Here is a 22,105-nt window from a genome sequence, read left to right as displayed (position 1 = left end):
GATGGGCGGGGGGTCGCNGGTAGACCTGCTCGCCGAGCAGGCGCTCGATCTCGGGGTCGAGGCGGTTGGTGTCGCCGCTGCCTCGTCCGCGCAGGACCTGCAGCTCGCGTTCTTCGCGGAGGCGTCCAAGCGTGGGTACCGCCGCGGGGAGTTCGCGGTGCCGAAGATTCTCGCGGGGCCTGACGCGGCCACCGAGATCGCGGCGTGGCCGGCGGACATCGTCCTCAACGGCGTGTCGGGCTCGGTAGGGCTCGCGCCGACCCTGGCGGCGCTCAAGGCCGGCGCGACAGTGGCGCTGGCGAACAAGGAATCCCTGGTCGCGGGTGGTCCGCTGGTGCTCGACGCGCTCGGCGGCAACCCTGACCGGCTCGTGCCGGTGGACTCCGAGCACTCGGCTCTCGCGCAGTGCCTGCGCGGGGGGCGGCGTGAGGAGGTTCACAAGCTGGTGTTGACCGCCAGCGGTGGCCCGTTCCGCGGGCGGAGCCGGGACGAGCTGGCCGGTGTGACCCGGGAGCAGGCGCTGGCCCACCCGACCTGGGCGATGGGGCCCCTGGTCACCATCAACTCGGCGACGCTGATGAACAAGGGCCTTGAGCTCATCGAGGCGCACCTGTTCTTCGGGGTGCCCTATGACGACATCGAGGTCGTCGTTCATCCGCAGTCGCTGGTTCACTCGATGGTCGAGTTCACCGACGGATCGACCATCGCCCAGCTCTCGCCGCCGGACATGAGGCTCCCGATCGCGCTGGCGCTGGGGTGGCCGGACCGGGTGCCCCAGGCCCAGCCACCGATGGACTGGACCCGAGCCCAGTCCCTCACGTTCGAGCCGCTGGACACCGTCGCGTTCCCCGCGGTCGACCTGGCCCGCACGGCGGGCCGGCTCGGTGGCACCGCCCCGGCGGTGTTCAATGCGGCGAACGAGGAGGCCGTCGCCGCCTTCCTCGCGGGCGGGCTGCCGTTCGTCCGTATCGTCGACCTGGTGGCCGAGGTGGTGGAGGCGCACGAGGTGATCGCCCGTCCGACGCTGGACGAGGTGTTCGCCGTCGAGCGCGAGGCGCGCGCCGCCGCGAACCGCCTGATCGAGCAGGTCGGCGGGCGGCCGGTGGCGGCCGGAGGACATGCTTGATGGCAGCTCTGGGCATCGGCGCGTTCGTCCTCGCCCTGTTCGTCTCGGTCGTCCTGCACGAGGCCGGGCATTTCGTCACGGCCAGGTACTTCGGGATGAAGGCGTCCCGCTTCTTCGTCGGCTTCGGTCCCACCCTGTGGTCGAAGCGGCGCGGGGAGACCGAGTACGGCATCAAGGCCATTCCCGCCGGCGGGTTCGTCAAGATCGAGGGAATGACCTCCCTCGAGGAGATCGACCCGGCTGACGAGCCGAGGGCCTTCTACAAGGCCGCGGCGCACGCGCGGCTGGTCGTGATGTCCGCGGGTTCGTTCGTCCACTTCGTCATCGCCATCGTGCTGATCTACGGCGTGCTGGTGGCACTCGGCACCACGCAGACCAGCGAGACGATGATCGGGCGGACGAGCTGTGTCGCGACCGCGGGGACGAGCACGAACGCCTGCGCCGGGCCCGGCCCGGCGGCGGCCGCCGGCCTGCTCACGGGCGACCGGGTGGTGAGTTTCGACGGCCACCCCATCAGCACCTGGGACGCCTTCACCCAGCTCGTGCGCGATCACGGGCCGGGGCCGGCGGAGCTCGTGGTCTCCCGGGACGGCGAGCTCCTGACCCTGCGGCCCGACCTCGTCGAGGTCCTGCGTGACCGCAGGACCGGGGGGCAGGGCACCGATCCGGTGGGCGCGCTGGGTGTGAGCCCCGGGCAGGAGACCCGCCACTACGGCCCGCTCGGAGCCGTCCCGGAGACCTTCAAGGTCATCGGATCCGGGTTCACCGGGATGTACGAAACGTTCACCGAACGGATCGACGACATCAGCCGCATCTTCGGTGACGACCGCGACGAAAGCGGTTTCATCAGTGTGGTCGGTGCGGCTCGTCTCGGCGGCGAGGTCGCCACCGCGGACGAGGACTGGTCCGACCGCATCGGCGGTTTCCTGATCCTTGTCGCCGCGATCAACCTCGCTATCGGGATCTTCAACCTGCTTCCGCTGCTTCCGCTCGACGGTGGGCACATCGCGGTGCTCGGGTTCGAGCAGGCCCGACACGGCCTGCGGCGGCTACGCGGTTACCGCGGCCCGGTGCAGCCGGTGGACTTCGCGAAGCTGTTACCAGCCACGTACGCAACGGTCGTCGTTCTCGTCGGGTTCAGTCTGATCATTCTGTCCGCCGACATCGTCAACCCAATCCGCATCAACCAGTGAGCCGCCGTGTACCCGCGGTGGCGCGCGGTGGTGGTCAGCGGGCGTCCCGGCCGCCGGTGCATCCGGTGGATCTGACCGGAACGTCGCGCCGGCCGTCGTGAGTGCGCCGCCCCACACCACACGACGCCGATCGACCNGGACGACCCGGCCGTGACGGACCGGGGCCGGGTCTCCAACTGACGATCAAGAATCCGACACGCCAGTGAGGACATCGTGACCGTTACTCTGGGCATGCCCGCCGCTCCGCCCCGCCCGGTCGGAACCAGGCGGGTCAGCCGGCAGATCCAAGTGGGCAACGTGCCGGTCGGGGGTGACGCCCCGGTCTCCGTCCAGTCGATGTGCACCACGCTGACCTCGGACGTCAACGCCACCNTGCAGCAGATCGCCCAGCTGACCGCCTCCGGGTGTCAGATCGTGCGGGTCGCCGTCCCGAGTCAGGACGACGCGGACGCGCTCGCGGCGATCGCCCGCAAGTCGCCGATCCCGGTGATCGCCGACATCCACTTCCAGCCGAAGTACGTGTTCGCCGCGATCGACGCGGGCTGCGCCGCGGTGCGGGTGAACCCGGGCAACATCAAGCAGTTCGACGACAAGGTCGGCGAGATCGCCCGGGCCGCCAAGGCGGCCGGGGTCCCGATCCGCATCGGCGTCAACGCCGGGTCGCTCGACAAGCGGCTCCTGGAGAAGTACGGCAAGGCCACGCCGGAGGCGCTGGTCGAGTCCGCGCTGTGGGAGTGCTCCCTGTTCGAGGAGCACGACTTCCGCGACATCAAGATCTCGGTGAAGCACAACGACCCCGTGGTGATGATCCAGGCCTACCGGCTGCTGGCCCAGGCCTGTGACTACCCGCTGCACCTCGGCGTCACCGAGGCCGGCCCCGCGTTCCAGGGCACCGTGAAGTCGGCGGTCGCCTTCGGCGCTCTGCTCGCCGAGGGCATCGGCGACACGATCCGGGTCTCGCTGTCGGCCCCTCCGATCGAGGAGGTCAAGGTCGGCGCGGCCATCCTGGAGTCGCTCGGGCTCAAGGAGCGCCGGCTGGAGATCGTCTCCTGCCCGGCCTGCGGCCGGGCCCAGGTCGACGTCTACACCCTGGCCAACGAGGTCAGCGCCGGGCTGGAGGGCATGGAGGTGCCGCTGCGGGTGGCCGTCATGGGCTGCGTCGTCAACGGCCCGGGCGAGGCGCGTGAGGCCGACCTCGGTGTCGCCTCCGGCAACGGCAAGGGTCAGATCTTCGTGCGTGGCAAGGTCATCAAGACGGTGCCCGAGGCGCAGATCGTGGAGACTCTGATTGAGGAGGCCATGCGCCTGGCGGAGGAGATCAGTGCCGACGGCGCGGCCTCCGGCTCGCCGACGGTGTCCGTGGNCTAGCAACTGGGAAGGGCTGGATGGGTCTGCCGCTGCGCTCTGCTCCGACCCGGCTGCTCGATGATCGGGATCTGCCCGCTGTCACCGAGCTGTTGAGTCGCGATCCGGTCGCCGACGTCTTCGTCGCGTCCCGGGTGGCGTCGTGTGGTCTCGATCCCTGGCGCCTCGGCGCCGAGATCTGGGGGCACACCGTCAACGGCAGTCTCACCGCCCTGTGCTATTCCGGCGCGAACCTCTGGCCCGTGGCGGCGAGCCCGGACTCGGCGAAGCTGTTCGCCGAGCGGGCCCGCCGCCAGGGCCGCCGCTGCTCGTCGATCGTGGGTACCGGCTCGGCGGTGTCCGCCATGTGGCGGCATCTGGAACCGGTCTGGGGCCCCGCCCGGGAGATCCGCCGCGAGCAGCCCTTACTCGCCATCAGCGGGCCGCCGCGCGTGGCGCCGGACCCCGCGGTCCGCTTGGTCCGGCCGGACGAGCTGGACGTTCTGCTTCCCGCCTGTATCGCGATGTTCACCGAGGAGATCGGGGTCTCCCCGGTCGGAGCCGACGGCGGCTCGCTCTACCGTTCCCGGGTCGCCGAGTTCATCGGGCAGCGGCGTTCCTTCGCCCGCATCGAGGACGGTCGGGTGCTCTTCAAGGCGGAGATCGGGGCCGTCGCCGGCGACGTCTGCCAGATCCAGGGTGTGTGGGTCGATCCCGCCCTGCGCGGCCGCGGCCTCGGTGTAACCGGGACGGCCAGTGTCGTGGCGCTGGCGCAGACGATGTTCGCCCCGGTCGTGAGCCTGTATGTGAACGACTTCAACCACGTCGCGCGCCGGGCGTACGACCGGGTCGGCTTCGAGCGCGTGGGAACGTTCGCCTCGATCCTCTTCTGATCGCCTCTTTCGGCTCGCACCCTCGCCCCTCGCCCCTCGGTTCGTCGGCCCGGCCGGCCCGGCCGGCCTGACCGGCCCGTTTTCCGGCCGGGGTCGGGACGAAGCGGGTGCCGCTGGGACTCGCTCCGTGTGGTTCGGCGCTTTACGTGAGCAGTTATGTACTCCTGGTGCGGCATCGTGTCTTCCGTGTGAATTCCGATGGCGAGATGCGCACACGTCTGGCATCCTTACTTTCCCGATGTCTTCAATTGACTTGACGTGTTCGGTCGACAAGATCCGTTTGATCGACTTTGTGAGTGCGCGTCAGGGGTGCGGAAAGGGAAGCGGAACGTGATGAAGCCCAAGAGGCTGTGGCAGCGGTTCGTGCCACTGGTTGCTGCCGGTGCACTCGCGCTGGCGGTGACCGCCTGCTCGGGCGACGACGGGGGAACCGAGTCCGTGTCGGACTCCGGGGAGGTGACGGGAACCCTGCGCCTCGGGTACTTCCCGAACCTGACCCACGCCCCGGCGATCGTCGGCGTTGAGCAGGGAACCTTCGCCAAGGAACTCGGTGCCGGGGTGAAGCTGCAGCCCTCGACCTTCAACTCGGGCGTCCAGGAGGCGGAGGCGATCCTCTCCGGCGCGCTCGACGCCGGCTTCATCGGCCCGAACCCCGCGGTCAACACCTTCATCAAGTCGAAGGGTGAGGCCATCCGCGTCGTCTCCGGTGTGACCTCCGGCGGCGCGGCGCTGGTCGTCAAGCCCGAGATCACCTCGGTGGAGCAGCTGCGCGGCAAGACGCTGGCGACCCCCAGCCTCGGTAACACCCAGGACGTGGCGTTGCGCTTCTTCCTCAAGAAGAACGGCATCGCGACCGACACCAANGGTGGCGGCGACCTCTCGATTCGTCCGCAGGAGAACTCGACCACCGTCGACGCCTTCAAGTCCGGCGCCATCGACGGCGCCNNGGTGCCCGAGCCCACCGCCTCCCGGCTGATCGCCGAGGGCGGCACGGTGCTCGTGGACGAGGCGGACGAGTGGCCCGAGACCGACGGCAAGTTCGTCACGACCGTCCTGCTGGTCCGCACCGACTACCTGGAGAAGAACCCCGAGATCATCCGGCGGCTCCTCACCGCCAACATCGCCGTGATCAAGCAGCTCAACGACGACCCGGCCGCCGGGCAGACCGCCACCAACGAGGCGCTCGGCAAGATCACCGGCAAGCCGCTGGCCGAGGGTGTCGTCAGCTCCGCGTGGAAGAGGCTGACCTTCAGCCCCGACCCGGTCGCGAAGTCGCTGTTCACCTCGGCGGCGCACCAGGAGGAGCTCGGGCTCATCGAGGACCCCAAGCTCGACGGGATCTTCGATCTGACGATCCTGAACGAGATCCTCGCCGCCGACGGCCAGCCCGCGGTCGCGGACAAGTGAGGTCCGGAACAGCGGCCTGACCTCGGCGGGCCGAGCGCCCGCCGGGCCGGTCCGCCCGCGCTTCCGCTCCGCCCGGTCGCGGTCAGCCTGAGCAGCTGGCCGCGGCCGGGCGGAGGGGCGCGGGCACACGGCGGTACCCGCAGGGGTTTCGTCCAGCACCTGACACACCCTGAGGGGAGCAAGATGTGACCGCGCTCGCGACGGACACGGCGCTGCGGATCGACGGGGTCAGCCGGGTCTTCGGCGCCGGCGCCGCCCAGGTCCGCGCCCTCGACGACATCAGCCTGGATGTTCGTCCCGGAGAGTTCGTCTGCCTGCTCGGGGCGTCGGGCTGTGGAAAGTCGACCCTCCTCGGGCTGGTGGCCGGCCTCGACCGGCCGACGGCGGGCACCGTGGACACCCACGGACACCGGGTCGGGATGATGTTCCAGGACTCGGCGCTGCTGCCCTGGCTCACGGCCGGCGGCAACATCGAGGTGCCGCTGAAGCTGCNGCGGATGCCGAAGGCCCAGCGCCAGGCCCGGGTCCGCGAGCTGCTGGCGATGGTCCGCCTCGCCGGCCAGGCGGACCGGCGTCCGCACGAGCTCTCCGGCGGCATGCGCCAGCGGGTGAGCCTGGCGCGGGCCTTCGCGCAGGAGGCGGACATCCTGTGCATGGACGAACCCTTCGGCGCGCTCGACGCCATGACCCGTGATCTCCTGCATGACGAGCTGGAGCGGATCTGGCGGGAGACGGGCATCACCGTGCTGTTCGTCACGCACGACGTGCGGGAGGCGGTGCGCCTCGGTGACCGGATCGTCCTGCTCTCCTCCCGCCCCGGACGGGTCGCGGAGATCTTCGATGTGGCGATCGACCGCCCGCGCCGCCTCGACCAGCCCCAGGTTTCCGAGCTCGCCTCCGTCGTGACGGCGCGGCTTCGGGAGGAGGTCGCCCGCCATGGCCACTGAGACCGACACCGCCCTCACCGGCAAGGACGTCGGCATCGACCTCCCGGCCGGGCGGAGGCCCGCGGCGGCGGGGGAGGACACCGAGCGGCTCACCGCGGCGGACCGGACGGCCGGCGACGCCGACGAGACGCTCGCCGGGCTGGACGCCCTCGACATCCCGATGCGCGAGCGACGTCCGCTGGCCGCCCGCGCCTGGGCGGCGACCTGGCCGAAGGTCGCCGCGCTCGGGTTGTTCCTCCTGCTCTGGCAGGTAGTGGTCTGGTCGGGCTGGAAGCCCTCCTACGTGCTGCCGGGGCCCGACGAGGCGCTGCCGGAGTTCTTCGACCAGCTCGGGTCGGCCGACTTCTGGGACGCCCTGGCCCGGACGCTCACCCGGGCGTGCGAGGGCTACGCCCTCGCCCTGGTCCTCGGCGTGGTCGTCGGGCTCGCGGTCTCCCGGTTCGCGCTGTTGCGCACGGCGGTGGGGTCGTTCATCACCGCGCTGCAGACCATGCCGTCCATCGTGTGGTTCCCGCTCGCGATCCTGCTGTTCAAGCTCAGCGAGTCGGCGATCATGTTCGTCGTCGTGCTCGGCGCCGCCCCGTCGGTGGCGAACGGGGTCATCTACGGCGTCGACTACGTCCCGCCGCTGCTCGTCCGGGTCGGGCGCAGCATGGGCGCGAAGGGGTTCACGCTCTACCGGTACGTCGTGGCCCCGGCGGCGCTGCCGTCGGTGATCGCCGGGCTGAAGCAGGGCTGGGCGTTCGCGTGGCGCAGCCTGATGGCCGGCGAGCTGCTCGTCACCGTCCCGGGCCACTCCTCGATCGGAGTGGATCTGCAGAACGCCCGGGAGCTGTCGGACACGGTCGGTGTGCTGGCCTCCATGATGACGATCTTCCTGATCGGCGTCACCGTCGACGCCGGCTTCTCCGTGCTCGACCGGCGGATGCGCCAGCGCCGTGGTCTGCTCGCCGAGGGCTCGGCCGCGGTCCGTTCCGCCCGGGGCTCGCGCGGTTCCCGCGGTTCTCGTGGCTCGCGCGGTTCCGGTGGCTCCCAGAACGGCGTGCCGGCCGCTGGTTCCGGCGCCGTGGCGGCTGTTTCCAACGGCCCTGGCTCGGCGGACACCACCGCCTGAGCGGTCCGCGGACGGGCCACCGGAGGCCCGGGCACGGCCCGGGCGGCAAGATGGTCCCATGCAGATCTCCGCCCGGGCCGACTACGCACTGCGGGCCCTGCTCACGCTCGCCGCCTCGGACGGCAACCTCGTCAAGGGGGAGACGCTCGCCTCGGCGCAGGACCTCCCNCTGCGCTTCCTGGAAAACATCCTCACCGACCTGCGGCGCAGTGGCCTCGTGCAGAGCCGCCGCGGCGCGGACGGGGGCTACCAGCTCTGCCGACCGGCAGAAGAGATCACGATCGCGACTGTCATCCGGGCCACCGACGGTCCGCTGGCCAGCGTCCGGGGGCGTCCGCCGGAGACCGCGCACTACGAGGGCGCGGCCAAGCACCTGCAGGACGTGTGGATCGCGGTCCGGGTCAACCTGCGCCGGGTGCTGGAGTCCGTCACCCTCGCGGATGTCGCCAGTGGCAACCTGCCGGAGATCGTCCGCGAGCTGCGCGAGGAGCCGGACGCCTGGCTGACCAGATAGCGCGGTGCGGGGTGGCTTTCTCCTGGTTCGCACAGGGCGCGGTTTCCGCCGCCGGCGACGGTTCGAGTGCGGAACCGGGCGCGAGCGTGGCCGCACGCCCGGGACCGGGTGACCGGCGGCAGCTGGAAGCCGTCGTGTTCGACTGGGGCGGCACCCTCACCCCGTTCCACGACGTCGACCTGCTCGACCTGTGGCGGATGGCTGCCCTGGAGATCTCACCGGGCGACGCCGACGAGATCACCGCGATCCTGGCCGGCCTGGAGGCCGCCTGGTGGCACAGCCGGGATGACTCGGACGGACTGTCGGGGAACGGCGCCGCGGGCGGGATGACCGGAGCGGTCGCCGAGCTGCTCGCGGCGGCGTCCGCCAGGCTGGGTGTCGACGTCGCCGCCGCCGTGCTGCGGGCGACGAGCCGGCGTGACCTGACCGCCTGGACACCGCACACGGTGTGTGATCCCGAGGCACTGCTGTTGCTGCATCTGGTCCGTGCCCGCGGGCTGCTCGTCGGGCTGCTGACGAACACCAGGTGGCCTCGGCTGTGGCATGAGCGCCTGCTGGAGCGGGACGGCCTGCTCGACCTGTTCCACGCGCGGGTCTACACGAGTGATCTTCCGTTCGACAAGCCGCATCCGATCGCGTTCCAGGCGGTGCTCGACGCCCTCGGTCTGGCTGATCCGTCCCGCGTACTGTTCGTCGGTGACCGGGTGCGGACCGACATCCGGGGCGCCCGGGCGGCCGGGATGCGGACCGTTCTCGTGGCGGACGGCGGAGCCGGCCGAAGGCCGGGCGGCCCCGAGCCCACGGACGCTGTCATCGGTCGGCTCGGGCAGCTGCTGGAGGTGCTCGACGTCCTCGGAGCAGCGCCTCCGGGCACTCCGCCGCCGCGCTGAACCATCCGGTGCGCCAGCCGCCGGGGGAGTCAGCGGCCGGGGGAGTCAGCGGCCGGGGAAAGCCGTCGTCGCGGAACCGAGGGCGATGCCGGCCAGCAGCCGGGCGCGCTGCCTCCGAAGCGTCATGGCCACCAGCGCGTCGACCGCCAGCTCGCGCTCGGCGCCGGTCAGCACGCCGACCGCGGCGTGGGCGGTGACCGCGGACTGGTCCTCGACCCGGGCCAGCAGGTCGAGTGACCCGCCGACGCCGGCCGGCTCGACCGGCAGCCGGTAGGCGGCGAGGGCGGGTGGTGGCGTCGCGTGGGCCGCCCGCAGTGCCGCGACGAGGGCGTCCCGCAGGCCGCGGTGGTCGTCGAGGGCGGTACGGGCGAGGCCGCGGGCGGCCTGGGCGGCGTCTCCCAGTGGCGCCAGCACACCACCCGCCGCGCCGGTCGCGTAGACGGCGGCGTGCGCCGAGGTGAGCATCGCGGTCAGCGCCCCGATCCGCGGGTCCGCGGTGGTGCCGGTGGCCGTCATCGCCGGGCCACCGCGGCCTGGGCCGTCTCCACGAGTTCCGCGTGCGCGGACTCCGCGGCGCACAGGCTCGCCATCAGCGGGGCCAGCCCGGAGCCGGCGGACAGGCAGCCGGCGCGGTGGGTGGCCGCCGCGGCCCGTTCGAGGCCGGCGAGGGCGGTGAGAGTGGCGGTCTGCGTCTCGGGCGTGTCCGTCACCGACCCTCCCGGTTCGTCGGCGGACGCCCCGGCCGAGCCGCTCGCGGTGGTCCCGGGGGCGGATCCGGCCGTGGGCGTGGTGGTCGCGGTCGCGCCGACGCCCGGCAGGCCGAGGGCCGCCAGATCGCGGGCGTGGTCGGCGTGGTGCGCACGGACCACCCGAAGCATCTCGGCCAGCCCGGGATGCCGGCTGATGGCGGCGTCGTAGGAGGCCAGCAACTCGGCCTCCCGCTCGTATGCCGCGGCCGCGGCCGCGATGTCGGCCGGGCCGGCCGTACGCCCGGGGGCGGTCGGGCCGGAGGAGGAGGTGCAGCCGGCGCCGGCGAGGAAGAATGCCCCGACGCCGGCCACCGGGACGGCGGCGAGGACCGCCCGGCGAGACGGGCCGGTACCGGCTGCTGTGGGCACGGCAGGCAGCTTCGCACACGCACCTGCCGGTCCCGGCTCCACGGTGGTGTCGCCGGAGGGCGCTGGCCTGGGCCGGCCCGAAATTGGAGAGCCACACCGGCGGACGTAGGCTAAGGATCTCGACGGTGTGACGCTGGACGCCCGAACGGGTGGGCGCGCATCCGGGACGCGGCCGGTGTCGCTGTCGCTGCCGTTGTCGCGCCGTGGTCGTGGCCGGTCATCAACGTCCACTGGGCGCGGCCGAGACGGAACAGGGTGGCTAGGCGGCCGCAAAGGCGGCTACGGGCAGGGGCACCGCGGTGGCGCGGGAAGGGACAGGCGAGGTGGCCAGGGCGGAAGACTCCGGCCGGGCGGGGGTCCGTCGGCCGACGGCGCCGTCCCGGGGTACCGGCAGGACACAGAAGGCGGCTGGCGGCAACCGCGCCGCAACGGAGGCCATGCGCGCGGAACTGCGCCGCCGGCTGGAGCCGAGGCTGGCGGCCGAGGGCTTCGACCTCGAGGATGTGGCGGTCTCGCGGGCGGGTTCGCGCAGCGTCGTTCGTGTCGTCGTGGACCGCGACGGAGGTATCGACCTCGACGCCGTCGCGGACGCGAGCAGATTGGTGTCCGCCGTTCTCGATGACGAGACCGGCGACGGCGCGGGTGGCGAGGGTGCCGGGGCCGCGGCCGGTGGGGGTCCCCTGGGGGGCGCCTACGTGCTTGAGGTGACCTCGCCCGGTGTCGACCGGCCGCTGGTGGAGCCGCGGCACTGGCGCCGGGCGGTCGGACGCCTGGTGCTGGTCCGCCGCGCTGACGGCGACGAGGTCGAGGGCAGGGTGCTCTCCGCCGATGACGAGGGCGCCGACCTGGCGGTGCCGAGCGGGCCCGCCCGGCGGGGCCGGCCGCCCCGCACCCGGCTGGAACGGGTCGTCTACGGCACGGTGACCCGCGCGACCGTTCAGGTCGAGTTCGGGTCAGCGGCCGATCACGAGGCCGCGGAACAGGGCACCGCAGACGAGGAACACACTGATCACGACGATGCCCCGGATGTCGGGGCCGGCGATGATGCGAGCCTGGACGTCGAGGCCGCGCCGGACGGCACGGGTGGTGTCGGCGGACCCGCCGCGTCGACGACCGGTGGGGCAGAGGAAGATCATGAGGCCGTGGGCGCGGAAGCGAGCGCGGCTGGCCAGAACGGCAAGGAGATGAACCGGTGAAGCTCGACGTCNCTGCGCTGCGGGGAATCGAGCGCGAGAAGGAGATCGCCTTCGACACACTTGTCGAGGCGATCGAGACCGCGTTGTTGACCGCCTACAAACACACCGCTGGTTCCGCCGAAGACGCCCGGGTCGTGATCGACCGGACCAGCGGTGAGGTCGCCGTCGTCGCGCGCGAGAGCGGGCCGGACGGAACCTCCCGGGAGTGGGACGACACGCCCGCGGACTTCGGCCGGATCGCCACCATGACCGCGAAGCAGGTCATCATGCAGCGCCTGCGTGAGGCGCAGCAGGAGGTGACCTACGGCCAGTACGCGGACCGCGAGCACGAGGTCGTCTCCGGTGTGGTCCAACACCACGAGCAGCGGGCGGGCTCCCGGGTGGTCCTGGTCGACCTCGGTACCGTCGAGGGCGTGCTGCCGCCGGCCGAGCAGGTTCCCGGCGAGCGGCTGGAACACGGTGACCGGATCAAGTGCTATGTGGTGCACGTGGCCCGTGGGCCGCACGGGCCGACCGTCACCCTCTCCCGGACGCACCCGGAGCTGGTGAAGGGGCTGTTCCGGCTGGAGGTCCCCGAGGTCGCGGACGGAACGGTCGAGCTCGCGGCGATCGCCCGGGAGGCCGGCCACCGGACCAAGATCGCGGTGCGTTCGAAGGCGCCCGGTGTGAACCCCAAGGGAGCCTGCATCGGCCCGATGGGGAGCCGGGTCCGCGCGGTCATGGCGGAGCTGCACGGAGAGAAGATCGACATCGTCGACTGGTCGGCTGACCCCGCGGCCTTCGTGGGCAGCGCGCTCTCGCCGGCGCGGGTCTCCCGGGTCGAGGTGACCGACCTGGCGAGCCGGTCGGCTCGGGTGGTGGTGCCGGACTACCAGCTTTCGCTCGCCATCGGCCGGGAGGGGCAGAACGCCAGGCTCGCGGCCAGGCTCACCGGCTGGCGGATCGACATCCACTCCGACACCGAGGGAGGCCCGGATCGTGCCGACCGACCAGCCNGGGAGACCGCTCCTCGGCACAACGGATCGAGCACGGGCCCGCGGAGGTCCTCCGCGGCGGGCGGACACTCTCGGGGCGCAACGGGATAGACTTATCATGGCGCGCCGTGCGGAGCCGACGCCTCGCGTGGTCCCTGTCCGGGCAATGGTCTCGACCGTCGAGTTCTCGACTGCCGAGCACCCGATGACCGAGCAGTGCCCATCTGAGGACTCCGAACCGATTCGTACCTGTGTCGGTTGTCGAAGCCGGGTGGCGCGGTCGCACCTGTTGCGTATCGTCGTGGTCGGCGGGGAGCTCCTCCCGGATGTTCGCCGTCGGATGCACGGTCGGGGCGCCCATGTGCACCCCGACCTGGCCTGCGTCGAACTCGCGGAGCGCCGCAAGGCGTTCCCGCGGGCGTTGCGGGTTGCCGGGCCGCTCGGGCTGAAGCAGGTCAGAGCGCATCTGGAGCAGTACCCGCGCAACACCGGCGGGTAGAACAGCGGTACGGGCGAGGCGCCTCGGCGCGGCGCCCGGTGGAACAGCGGAGCGGTCGCCCGTCCGATGGGATCGGTTCGGGTGGCACGCGCTGGCAGGCGACGCCAGATCGACGTCGACAGGGAAGCAGGTCGAGACAGCGATGACCGCGCAGTGAGAACGCAGCCATGATCACGACCGGCAGGTAACGAGGTCACGCGGGCATGGACCGCGGGCCGAAAGAAGGAGCACCGTGGCAGGAAAGGCCCGCGTACATGAGCTCGCGAAGGAGCTCGGTGTCGACAGCAAGACCGTTCTCGCCAAGCTGAAGGACCTTGGCGAGTTCGTGAAGTCCGCCTCGTCCACCGTAGAGGCACCAGTGGTCCGCAAGCTCAAGGAAGCCTTCCCCGCGGAAGGCTCCGGTTCGCCCGCGCGTCCCGGTGGCAGGCCCGGTAACGGCGCCCGTCCGACGCCGCCGCCCCGTCCGGGCCCGATCCCCGGCCGGCCCGGTCCGCGGCCCGGCCCCGGCGGTCGCCCGGTTCCAGGGCCCGGTCGCCCGGCGTCGCCCTCCGCTCCGGCCCCGGCATCGCCAGGTGCCGACCGGCCCACCACGCCGGTGTCGCCGTCGCAGCCCTCGTTCTCGCAGCCGCCGGCATCGCAGCCGCCGCTGTCGCAGCCGTCGGGGCCGGCCGCGCCGCAGACTCCGCGGCCCATCGCGGCCTCGGCCGCGCCGTCGGCGCCGGCCGCGCCCGCCGCACCGGCGGCACCCGCTCCCGGTGCTCCGGCCGGTCCCTCCGGGCCGCGTCCCGGCCCGGCTTCCAGGCCTGCCCCCGGACCGGCCCAGCAGGGTCGCCCGCGCCCCGGTGGCGCTGGTGCCCCCGGTGGCCCGCGTCCCGGGCCCCGGCCCGGCCCTCGCCCGGCGGGTGCCGGGAACAACCCCTACACCAGCCCGTCGGCAGGCCCGCGGGCCGGTTCCGGCCAGGGCGGCGCGCCGTCCGCGCCGGCCCGTCCCGGTGCTCCGCGCCCGGGGGCTCCCCGGCCTGGTGGCCCGCGTCCCGGCGGCCCGGGTGGCCCCGGTGGGCCGCGGCCGTCGCCCGGTCAGATGCCGCCGCGTCCCGGTGGTTCCGGTGGCCCGCGGCCGTCGCCCGGTCAGATGCCGCCGCGTCCCGGTGGTTCCGGTGGCCCGCGCCCCAACTCGAACATGTTCCAGCCGCGTCCCGCGGGCGGCGCTCCCGGTCGTCCCGGTGGCGGCGGTGGCGGTGCTCCGGGTCGTCCCGGTGGCGGCGGTGGCGGCCCGCGTCCCGGCGGCTTCGCCGGTCGCGGCGGCGCTCCGGGTCGTCCCGGCGGCGGTGGCGGTGCTCCGGGTCGTCCCGGTGGCGGCGGTCCCGGTGGCGGCGGGCGTCCGGCCGCCGGCGGTCGTGGCCGCGGCGGGACGACGGCAGGTGCCTTCGGCCCGGGTGGTCGTGGGCGTCCCGGCCGGCAGCGCAAGTCCAAGCGCGCGAAGCGCCAGGAATGGGAGAGCGGGCTCGAGGCGCCGCGTATGGGGGCGATGGTCCCGCGCGGCAACGGGCAGGCGATCAGGCTTCCTCGCGGCGCGTCCCTCGCCGACTTCGCGGACAAGATCGACGCGAACCCGGGTGCGCTGGTCCAGGTGGTCTTCACCCAGCTGGGTGAGATGGTCACCGCCACCCAGTCCTGCACGGACGAGACGCTGCAGCTGCTCGGCGTGACGCTGGGCTACGAGGTGCAGATCGTCAGCCCCGAGGACGAGGACAAGGAGCTCCTGGAGAGCTTCGACCTCTCCTTCGGCGGTGAGTACGGCGACGACGTCGAGCTGTCGGCCCGTCCGCCGGTCGTGACGGTCATGGGTCACGTCGACCACGGAAAGACCAAGCTGCTCGACGCGGTCCGGTCCACGGACGTGGTCGGCGGCGAGGCCGGCGGCATCACCCAGCACATCGGCGCCTACCAGGTGCGGGCGGTCGTGGACGGCAACGAGCGTCCGATCACCTTCATCGACACCCCGGGTCACGAGACCTTCACCGCCATGCGTGCCCGTGGTGCGCAGGTGACCGACATCGTGGTCCTCGTGGTGGCGGCGGACGACGGTGTGAAGCCGCAGACGATCGAGGCGCTGAACCACGCGCAGGCGGCCGGTGTGCCGGTCGTGGTGGCGGTGAACAAGGTCGACAAGGAGGGCGCGGACCCGGCGAAGGTCCGTGGCCAGCTCACCGAGTACGGCCTGGTGGCCGAGGAGTACGGCGGCGACACGATGTTCGTCGACGTCTCCGCGCGCAACCGGACCGGCATCGACACACTGCTGGAGGCGGTCATCCTGACCGCCGACGCCTCGCTCGACCTGNGGGCGCCCACGGGCACCGAGGCACAGGGTGTGGCGATCGAAGGTCGTCTCGACCGCGGGCGTGGCCCGGTGGCCACCGTGCTGGTCCAGCGCGGAACCCTGCGGGTCGGTGACTCGGTCGTCGCCGGTGAGGCGTTCGGCCGGGTCCGGGCGATGCTCGACGAGAACGGCGCCCAGGTGTCGGAGGCCGGCCCGGCTCGACCGGTGCAGGTCCTCGGTTTCACCAGCGTTCCCGACGCCGGCGACAACTTCCTCGTCGTGCCGGAGGACCGGGTGGCCCGCCAGATCGCCGAGCGCCGGCAGGCCCGTGAGCGCAACGCCGAGCTGGCGTTGAGCCGCGGTCGCCCGACGCTGGAGACGATCCTCGAGCGGATGAAGGAGGGCGAGAAGACCCAGCTGAACCTCATCCTCAAGGGTGATGTGTCCGGTTCGGTCGAGGCGCTCGAAGACGCCCTGCTCAAGATCGATGTCGGTGACGAGGTCGGTCTGCGGATCATCGACCGCGGTGTCGGTGCGATCACCGAGACCAACGTCATGCTGGCGTCGGCCTCGGACGCGGTGATCATCGGCTTCAACGTCCGGCCGCAGGGCAAGGCGACGGAGCTGGCTGACCGCGAGGGCGTCGAGGTCCGCTACTACTCGGTGANCTACCAGGCCATCGAGGACATCGAGAACGCGCTCAAGGGCATGCTCAAGCCGGTGTACGAGGAGGTTCAGCTCGGCACCGCGGAGGTGCGCGAGGTGTTCCGCGTACCGCGGGTGGGCAATGTCGCCGGTTCGCTGGTCCGCTCCGGCATCATCCGCCGTAACACCAAGGCCCGGCTCATCCGGGACGGTGTCGTGGTCGCGGACAACCTCAACGTCGAGTCGCTCAAGCGGTTCAAGGACGATGCGACAGAGGTCCGCGAGGGCTACGAGTGCGGTATCGGTCTCGGGTCGTTCAACGACATCAAGATCGATGACGTGATCGAGACCTTCGAGCAGCGGGAGGTCCCCCGCACCTGATCCACCGGTCCGGGTCGGTGCCGGGCGACGTGTTCGCCCGGCACCGACCCGCCCGGGGTCGGCTGTGGAGAGATCATGTGGATCGGGAGCCTGACACTGGACATCCTTCTGGGGGACGTGCGTTCCCTGAAGGAGAAGCGGTCGGTCGTCCGGCCGGTCGTGGCCGAGCTCAGGCGGCGTTTCGTGGTCAGCGCGGCGGAGACCGGCAGCCTCGACCTGCATCGCCGGGTCGAGATCGNGGTGGCCGTCGTGGCGGCGAGCCGGGCGCACTGCGTGGATGTTCTGCGGGCCTGTGAGGAACTGGTGGCAGGCCGCCCCGAGCTGGAGGTCCTCTCGGCTCGGGTGCGATACCTCTCCGACGAGGACGCTGATGGTGTGGCCTGCTCGGACGCAGCCGCTTCGTAGTTGCCGTGGCGCTGTTCCGCCGCCGGTGTGTCGTTCGTCCGCACCGTGCGGGGTAGGCATGGAAATGGTGGGTGTCGGCTGTGGTCCGGCTGGGCACCGTGGTGCCCGCCGCCCAGGTCGGCCGGGTGAGTGAGGGAGGCGGACGGTGGCTGATCCGGCTCGTGCGCGTCGGTTGGCGGTACGCATCCGTGAGGTGGTCGCGTCCGCGCTGGAACGCGGCGTGAAGGACCCCCGGCTCGGGATGGTGACGATCACGGACGCGCGGGTTACCCCTGACCTGATGGACGCCACGGTCTTCTACACCGTCTACGGCGACGACGAGGCCCGGCAGGCGTCGGCCCTCGCGCTGGAGTCGGCCAAGGGGCTGTTGCGTAGCCAGGTGGGGCGTGCCACGGGAATCAAGGTCACCCCGACCCTGACCTTCGTGCACGACCGCCTGCCCGATGACGCGCGCCACCTGGAGGACCTGCTCGACGAGGCCCGTCGGCGGGATGCCGAGGTGGCCCTGGTCCGCCAGGACGCCACGCCGGCCGGTGAGCCGGATCCCTACCGGCGGCCCAGGGAGGCGGACGAGGCCGACCCCGATGACGCCGACCTTGACGCCGACTTTGATGATGTTGACCTCGGTACGGCCGACCTCGACGCCTCAAACGGTCTCGACGGCGGGGTGACGGAGGCCGCCGGAGCGCGGCGGGAGTCGGCGTCATGACCGTGATGTCCGCCATGTCCGGGGGGCTGGGGTCGGCTGCCGGCGGCGTCGGTGGTGCGTCCACTCCCGCCGCGGCGGCGGGCCGGGCCGAAGGCCTCCACGAAGCCGTCCAGGCCCTGTGCTCGGCCACCGAGGCCGGTGCCGAGGTCCTCCTGCTCGCCCACCTCAATCCGGACGGCGACAGCCTCGGGTCGGCGATCGCGCTCGGCCTGGCGCTGCGCCGGCTGGGTGCCCGCCCGCGGGTCTCCTTCGACGCCGATCCGTTCGTGGTCCCCCGCACGCTGCGGTTCCTGCCAGGCCAGGACCTTCTGGTCGCACCCGGTGAGCTGGGCGCACTGGGCGCCGCTCCGGCGCTCGTGGTCACTCTGGACGCCGGCAGCGAGGAACGGCTCGGCTGCCTTTCCCGGCAGCTCGCCGGCACGCGCTGCCTCGTCGTGGACCACCACCCCTCGAACACCCTGTTCGGGGACATCAACCTGGTGGACCCCGAGGCGGCGTCCACCAGTGTTCTGGTGATGCGCCTGATCGACGCGCTCGGTGTCGAGCTCGACCGGGACATCGCCGCGGCGGTCTACACCGGGCTCGTCACCGACACCGGTTCGTTCCGGTTCGCCGCGACGACTCCCGCGGTGCACGAGCTCGCCGCCCGGCTGCTGGCGACCGGTATCGAACATGAGGTGATCGGCCGCACGCTGTNGGACACCCACCGCTTCGGCTACCTCCGGCTGTTGGCGCAGGTCCTGGAGCGGGCCCGGCTGGAACCNGAGTTCGACCTGGTCTGGACCTGGTGCACCGAGTCCGACCTGCGCGCGGCCGGCATCGGCTATGACGAGATCGAGGCCGTCATCGACGTCGTCCGAACCGTGTCGGAGGCGGAGATCGCCGCCGTCTGCAAGCAGGATGGCGGCCTCTGGAAGCTCTCGGTGCGGTCCAAGGGCGCGGTGGACGTCGGTGCCGTGTGTACCGCCCTCGGTGGCGGTGGTCACCGTTTCGCGGCCGGGGTCTCGTCGTCCGCGCCGCTGGAGTCCTTCATGGCTCGATTTCGGGAGAAGCTCGTGCGCGCTCCCCGTCTCGCGGGGTGAGCATCCCGGTGCCTGCCTCCGCGCACACGGCCGCCGACACCCCCAAGGCCGCCGATTCTCCCGAGGCCGCCGACACCCCCAAGACCGCCAGGCCCACCAGGACGGCAGTGGACGGTCTCGTCGTCGTCGACAAGCCATCGGGCTGGACGTCGCATGACGTCGTCGCGAAGTCCCGGCGGCTGCTGGGGACCAGGCGGGTCGGGCATGCCGGAACCCTCGACCCGATGGCGACCGGCGTGCTGGTCCTGGGCGTCGGCCGGGGAACCAGGCTGCTCGGCCATCTGGCGCTGACCGCCAAGGTGTACTCCGCGACGATCAGGCTGGGCCGCACCACCACGACCGATGACGCCGAGGGCGAACCGGTCGAGGACCGGCCGGTCGATGTCGACCCCGGCGAGCTCGCGGCCCGGATGGCGGAACTGACCGGCGAGATCGAACAGGTGCCGTCCAGCGTCAGCGCGGTGAAAGTGAACGGGGTGCGGGCCTACGCGCGGGTCCGGGCCGGCGAGGACGTGGTGCTGGCGCCCCGCCGGGTCACGGTGAGCCGTTTCGAGCTGCTCGCCAACCGCGGCACCGACCTGGATGTCCTGGTGGCCTGCTCCAGCGGTACGTACATCCGGGCGCTCGCCCGCGATCTGGGGGCCGCGCTCGGCTGCGGGGCACATCTCACCTCTCTGCGGCGCAGCGAGGTCGGGCCGTTCGGGCTCTCGGTGGCGGTGGGTCTCGACGAACTGGCCGAGCGGGGGGGCGAGGCGGTCGTTCCGCTCGGGTCGGCGGTGGCGGCGGCCTTCCCGCGCCGGGATGTCGACGCGGACCAGGCACGTGATGTCGCTCACGGTCGGTGGCTCCCGGCCCTGGGCCAGGCCGGTCCCTACGGGGTGTTCGGGCCGGCCGGCGAGGTCCTCGCGCTGTTCGAGGAGCAGGGCGGAAGAGCCCGGCCAACCGTGGTGTTCGCGCCGGCGTAGCGGTTCCGACGACCGGGCCACCCGGCCCGGTCGTCGCTCCTCGGTGGTCTCTGGCGTTGTCAGCCACGACGATCGAAGATCGACTCGCCATGCCCTAGGCTTCGGCAGGTGCGACGTTGGCGCGGAGTGGAGAACACCCCGGAGGACTGGCCGGGCGGAGTGGTCACCATCGGCTACTTCGACGGAGTCCACCTGGGGCATCGTCGGATTGTCGGCCGGGCGGTGGAGCTCGCGCGCCAGCGCGGGCAACAGTCGACGGTGCTGACCTTCGACCCGCATCCCGCGGAGGTGCTGCGCCCCGGTTCCCATCCGGCGCAGCTGACCACGCTGCGGCACAAGGCGGAGCTGCTCGCGGCGATCGGCGTCGACGCGCTCTGCGTGGCGCCGTTCGACCTGGACTTCAGCCGGATGCCGGCGGAGGAGTTCGTCCGCGAGGTGCTGGTGGGCCGGCTGCGCGCCACCGCGGTGGTGGTGGGGGAGAACTTCACGTACGGGCACCGGGCGGCCGGGAACATCCAGACGCTGCTGGCCGGCGGGCGTGCGGAGGGCTTCGAGGTCGAGGGCGTCGGGCTCGTCCGCGCGGACGAGAAGGTGCTGTCCTCCACCGAGATCCGCCGGCGGGTGGCCGCGGGGGACGTCGAGGGGGCGGCAGCGGCCCTGGACCGGCCGCACCGGGTCGAGGGCGTGGTGGTCCACGGCGACGCCCGCGGGCGCACGATCGGCTACCCGACGGCGAACCTGCAGTGCACGCCCTGGTCGGCGGTGCCCGCGGACGGGGTCTACGCGGGGTTCGCGCGCTGGTCGGACCAGCGTCGCGCCGCCGCGATCTCCATCGGCACGAACCCGACCTTCGAGGGCCGCGACCGTCGGGTCGAGGCGTTTCTGCTGGACTTCGACGGGGATCTGTACGGCGAGTACATGACCTACGAGTTCACCCGCAGGCTGCGCCCGACCCTGCGTTTCGAGTCCGTCGACGAACTCGTCGAGCAGATGGGGCGGGACGTCGAGGCGACCCGGTCGGCCACGCTTCCGGTCTGATGCCACCCGGCTGCCACTTTCGGGGTACGCGTGGGTGCCGACAGTCGCTGTTCGNGGGAGTCTCTCGGGGTTGATAAGCTTCCCCCTCAGGCGGGAGCGGTGTGTCCGGTGACGGCGTGCCGGATGGTCGGCTCGCGGCGGNTGCTGATGGTGCGCGGTTGCTGGTGGTGTTCAGTGATGGTGCCCAGTGGTCGCCGAGGTTCGGCGGCGGTCGGGTGGATTCGGCACTTTGCCGGGTGGTCCCGGGTGGTCGCCGGCCACGGAGCGACGTCCGGTGGCTTATGCCGGCAGGAGGCTCGGGTGCAGAAGACCCCGGGCGCGCGCCGCCCCGGACGAAGGAACGAGGTGGAGCGTGCCGCTCTCTAGCGACGTCAAGCAGAAGATCATGACGGACTACGCCACGGTCGAACGGGACACCGGATCGCCNGAGGTCCAGGTGGCGATGCTGACCCGTCGCATCAGCGACCTGACCGAGCACCTGAAGGTCCACAAGCACGACCATCACAGCCGCCGCGGGCTGCTCCTGCTCGTCGGGCGCCGGCGCCGCCTGCTGAACTATCTGGCGAAGACGGACATCAACCGCTATCGCGCGCTGATCGAGCGACTCGGCCTGCGTCGATAGCAACCAAGAGGGAGCGCCCCGGTGGCGCTCCCTCCGGCGCATCCGGGGTAGGTACCGGAGCGTCAGGCCGCCGGCGGCAGCTCGTGCCGGCCGGCGGCCGCAGGACCTGACCGGGTCCGCGCGGCATGAGCCGCCGGTCCTCGGTCGTGGCCCCCTGGACGGCGCCACCGGCGCCGGGCCCGGAGACTTCGACTGAGCACCGGCATCCTCGATGGCGCGGGCACGGCCCACGAAGAGGATGGAGTATCGAGTGGACGACTCGACACAGGCGGCAGAGGCCGTTATCACGACCCCGGCCGGGCCCCGCACGGTGCGGTTCGAGACCGGCCGGCTGGCACGGCAGGCCGCCGGGTCGGTGGTCGCCTTCCTGGGCGACACCATGGTTCTCTCGGCGACGACGGTGAGCCGGTCGCCGAAGGAGCAGCTGGACTTCTTCCCCCTCACGGTCGACGTCGAGGAGCGGATGTACGCGGCGGGGCGCATCCCCGGTTCCTTCTTCCGCCGGGAGGGTCGCCCCAGCGAGGACGCGATCCTGACCTGTCGGCTCATCGACCGCCCGCTGCGCCCCTCGTTCACCAAGGGTCTGCGCAACGAGATCCAGGTCGTGGCCACGGTGCTCGCGCTGGATCCCGACACGCTCTACGACGTGGTCGCGATCAACGCGGCCAGCGCCTCGACCCTGCTGGCGGGGCTGCCGTTCAGCGGCCCGATCGGCGCGACCCN

Annotated in this window: 17 protein-coding genes and 16 pseudogenes; 31 read left to right on the top strand and 2 right to left on the bottom strand. The window is 72.2% G+C overall.

What is annotated here, in order from left to right; translation table 11 throughout:
- Positions 1 to 18: 18 nt before the first annotated feature.
- From dxr to UG55_RS19485, 14 genes and pseudogenes are all read left to right on the top strand, one after another.
- On the top strand, positions 19 to 1,126 hold a 1,108-nt coding region (gene dxr / locus UG55_RS19525), incomplete at its 5' end, for a 1-deoxy-D-xylulose-5-phosphate reductoisomerase (protein ID WP_242424795.1).
- Complete coding sequence (locus tag UG55_RS19520) at positions 1,126 to 2,319, top strand: RIP metalloprotease (protein WP_066071218.1); 1,194 nt, start codon at positions 1,126 to 1,128, stop codon at positions 2,317 to 2,319. The genes dxr and UG55_RS19520, both read left to right, overlap by 1 nt.
- A 213-nt stretch (positions 2,320 to 2,532) precedes the next feature.
- A pseudogene (locus UG55_RS39550) lies at positions 2,533 to 2,691 on the top strand (flavodoxin-dependent (E)-4-hydroxy-3-methylbut-2-enyl-diphosphate synthase); the annotation flags it as partial.
- A 1-nt stretch (position 2,692) separates the two neighbouring features.
- Positions 2,693 to 3,682: pseudogene (ispG, locus tag UG55_RS19515) on the top strand (flavodoxin-dependent (E)-4-hydroxy-3-methylbut-2-enyl-diphosphate synthase); the annotation flags it as partial.
- A gap of 22 nt (positions 3,683 to 3,704) precedes the next feature.
- Positions 3,705 to 4,556 (top strand): GNAT family N-acetyltransferase, encoded by an 852-nt coding sequence (locus tag UG55_RS19510; protein ID WP_066071213.1) that lies wholly within the window; start codon positions 3,705 to 3,707, stop codon positions 4,554 to 4,556.
- Between the two features lie 333 nt (positions 4,557 to 4,889).
- Positions 4,890 to 5,419: pseudogene (locus UG55_RS39545) on the top strand (ABC transporter substrate-binding protein); the annotation flags it as partial.
- Position 5,420: 1 nt separating this feature from the next.
- Positions 5,421 to 5,501, top strand: a pseudogene (locus UG55_RS39540) (hypothetical protein); the annotation flags it as partial.
- 2 nt (positions 5,502 to 5,503) lie between these two features.
- Positions 5,504 to 5,963: pseudogene (locus UG55_RS39535) on the top strand (sulfonate ABC transporter substrate-binding protein); the annotation flags it as partial.
- 185 nt (positions 5,964 to 6,148) lie between these two features.
- A pseudogene (locus UG55_RS39530) lies at positions 6,149 to 6,455 on the top strand (ATP-binding cassette domain-containing protein); the annotation flags it as partial.
- Between the two features lies 1 nt (position 6,456).
- The coding region (locus tag UG55_RS39525; protein WP_242424793.1) for an ABC transporter ATP-binding protein at positions 6,457 to 6,910 on the top strand (454 nt) is incomplete at its 5' end.
- Complete coding sequence (locus UG55_RS19495) at positions 6,900 to 8,024, top strand: ABC transporter permease (protein WP_083986996.1); 1,125 nt, start codon at positions 6,900 to 6,902, stop codon at positions 8,022 to 8,024. The genes UG55_RS39525 and UG55_RS19495, both read left to right, overlap by 11 nt.
- A 58-nt stretch (positions 8,025 to 8,082) precedes the next feature.
- A pseudogene (locus UG55_RS39520) lies at positions 8,083 to 8,192 on the top strand (transcriptional regulator); the annotation flags it as partial.
- Position 8,193: 1 nt separating this feature from the next.
- The coding region (locus UG55_RS19490; protein ID WP_242424792.1) for an Rrf2 family transcriptional regulator at positions 8,194 to 8,538 on the top strand (345 nt) is incomplete at its 5' end.
- Positions 8,539 to 8,624: 86 nt separating this feature from the next.
- A complete protein-coding gene (locus UG55_RS19485; protein ID WP_242424791.1) occupies positions 8,625 to 9,428 on the top strand; it encodes an HAD family hydrolase in 804 nt (267 codons plus the stop codon).
- Between the two features lie 45 nt (positions 9,429 to 9,473).
- Here the strand turns inward: UG55_RS19485 and UG55_RS19480 are convergent, their stop codons facing one another.
- Positions 9,474 to 9,944 carry a DUF4439 domain-containing protein gene (locus UG55_RS19480; protein ID WP_066071198.1) on the bottom strand — a complete coding sequence of 157 codons (471 nt, stop codon included), beginning with the start codon at positions 9,942 to 9,944 and terminating at the stop codon, positions 9,474 to 9,476.
- Entirely contained in the window at positions 9,941 to 10,546 is a 606-nt protein-coding gene (locus tag UG55_RS19475) for a hypothetical protein (RefSeq protein ID WP_066071196.1), read from the bottom strand. The genes UG55_RS19480 and UG55_RS19475 overlap by 4 nt, the downstream gene beginning before the upstream one ends.
- Before the next feature lie 323 nt (positions 10,547 to 10,869).
- Between UG55_RS19475 and rimP the strand changes: the two genes are divergently transcribed.
- From rimP to UG55_RS39480, 17 genes and pseudogenes are all read left to right on the top strand, one after another.
- Complete coding sequence (gene rimP, locus UG55_RS19470) at positions 10,870 to 11,742, top strand: ribosome maturation factor RimP (RefSeq protein WP_066071193.1); 873 nt, start codon at positions 10,870 to 10,872, stop codon at positions 11,740 to 11,742.
- A gap of 12 nt (positions 11,743 to 11,754) precedes the next feature.
- Positions 11,755 to 12,737, top strand: a pseudogene (gene nusA / locus UG55_RS19465) (transcription termination factor NusA); the annotation flags it as partial.
- A 97-nt stretch (positions 12,738 to 12,834) separates the two neighbouring features.
- On the top strand, positions 12,835 to 13,215 hold the full coding sequence (locus UG55_RS19460) for a YlxR family protein (RefSeq protein WP_313954628.1): 381 nt from the start codon (positions 12,835 to 12,837) through the stop codon (positions 13,213 to 13,215).
- A gap of 232 nt (positions 13,216 to 13,447) precedes the next feature.
- Positions 13,448 to 13,591: pseudogene (locus UG55_RS47655) on the top strand (translation initiation factor IF-2 N-terminal domain-containing protein); the annotation flags it as partial.
- A gap of 270 nt (positions 13,592 to 13,861) precedes the next feature.
- A pseudogene (locus UG55_RS19455) lies at positions 13,862 to 15,556 on the top strand (GTP-binding protein); the annotation flags it as partial.
- Between the two features lies 1 nt (position 15,557).
- A pseudogene (locus UG55_RS39515) lies at positions 15,558 to 16,202 on the top strand (translation initiation factor IF-2); the annotation flags it as partial.
- A 1-nt stretch (position 16,203) separates the two neighbouring features.
- Positions 16,204 to 16,561: pseudogene (locus tag UG55_RS39510) on the top strand (translation initiation factor IF-2); the annotation flags it as partial.
- 75 nt (positions 16,562 to 16,636) lie between these two features.
- A pseudogene (locus tag UG55_RS39505) lies at positions 16,637 to 16,799 on the top strand (DUF503 domain-containing protein); the annotation flags it as partial.
- Between the two features lies 1 nt (position 16,800).
- Positions 16,801 to 16,966: DUF503 family protein (locus UG55_RS39500; protein ID WP_242424803.1), on the top strand; the 166-nt coding region annotated here is incomplete at its 5' end.
- Between the two features lie 145 nt (positions 16,967 to 17,111).
- A complete protein-coding gene (rbfA, locus tag UG55_RS19445) occupies positions 17,112 to 17,675 on the top strand; it encodes a 30S ribosome-binding factor RbfA (RefSeq protein ID WP_066071181.1) in 564 nt (187 codons plus the stop codon).
- A pseudogene (locus tag UG55_RS39495) lies at positions 17,672 to 18,371 on the top strand (bifunctional oligoribonuclease/PAP phosphatase NrnA); the annotation flags it as partial. The gene rbfA and the pseudogene UG55_RS39495, both read left to right, overlap by 4 nt.
- Positions 18,372 to 18,439: 68 nt before the next feature.
- A partial coding sequence (locus tag UG55_RS39490; protein ID WP_242424789.1) for a bifunctional oligoribonuclease/PAP phosphatase NrnA occupies positions 18,440 to 18,757 on the top strand: 318 nt, incomplete at its 5' end.
- Between the two features lie 107 nt (positions 18,758 to 18,864).
- Positions 18,865 to 19,722 carry a tRNA pseudouridine(55) synthase TruB gene (gene truB / locus UG55_RS19435; protein WP_066071294.1) on the top strand — a complete coding sequence of 286 codons (858 nt, stop codon included), beginning with the start codon at positions 18,865 to 18,867 and terminating at the stop codon, positions 19,720 to 19,722.
- A gap of 108 nt (positions 19,723 to 19,830) precedes the next feature.
- Positions 19,831 to 20,760: a bifunctional riboflavin kinase/FAD synthetase gene (locus UG55_RS19430; protein WP_066071175.1), complete on the top strand. Its 930-nt coding sequence runs from the start codon at positions 19,831 to 19,833 to the stop codon at positions 20,758 to 20,760.
- A gap of 352 nt (positions 20,761 to 21,112) precedes the next feature.
- Positions 21,113 to 21,186, top strand: a pseudogene (rpsO, locus tag UG55_RS39485) (30S ribosomal protein S15); the annotation flags it as partial.
- A 1-nt stretch (position 21,187) separates the two neighbouring features.
- A partial coding sequence (rpsO, locus tag UG55_RS19425) for a 30S ribosomal protein S15 (protein WP_242424788.1) occupies positions 21,188 to 21,382 on the top strand: 195 nt, incomplete at its 5' end.
- Between the two features lie 250 nt (positions 21,383 to 21,632).
- A pseudogene (locus tag UG55_RS39480) lies at positions 21,633 to 22,104 on the top strand (polyribonucleotide nucleotidyltransferase); the annotation flags it as partial.
- Position 22,105 lies beyond the last annotated feature (1 nt).

Source organism: Frankia sp. EI5c, assembly GCF_001636565.1.
Taxonomy (GTDB): Bacteria; Actinomycetota; Actinomycetes; order Frankiales; family Frankiaceae; genus Parafrankia.
The sequence above is the reverse complement of the archived record's forward strand: the minus strand, read 5'-3'. Positions and strand labels throughout refer to the sequence as shown.

What these genes read in the sequence shown, in the direction of transcription:
- UG55_RS19495 (WP_083986996.1), top strand. Translation starts at nt 6,900, where the DNA reads ATGGCCACTGAGACCGACACCGCCCTCACCGGCAAGGACGTCGGCATC.
- UG55_RS19480 (WP_066071198.1), bottom strand. Translation starts at nt 9,944, where the DNA reads ATGACGGCCACCGGCACCACCGCGGACCCGCGGATCGGGGCGCTGACC.
- UG55_RS19510 (WP_066071213.1), top strand. Translation starts at nt 3,705, where the DNA reads ATGGGTCTGCCGCTGCGCTCTGCTCCGACCCGGCTGCTCGATGATCGG.
- UG55_RS19520 (WP_066071218.1), top strand. Translation starts at nt 1,126, where the DNA reads ATGGCAGCTCTGGGCATCGGCGCGTTCGTCCTCGCCCTGTTCGTCTCG.
- UG55_RS19460 (WP_313954628.1), top strand. Translation starts at nt 12,835, where the DNA reads ATGGCGCGCCGTGCGGAGCCGACGCCTCGCGTGGTCCCTGTCCGGGCA.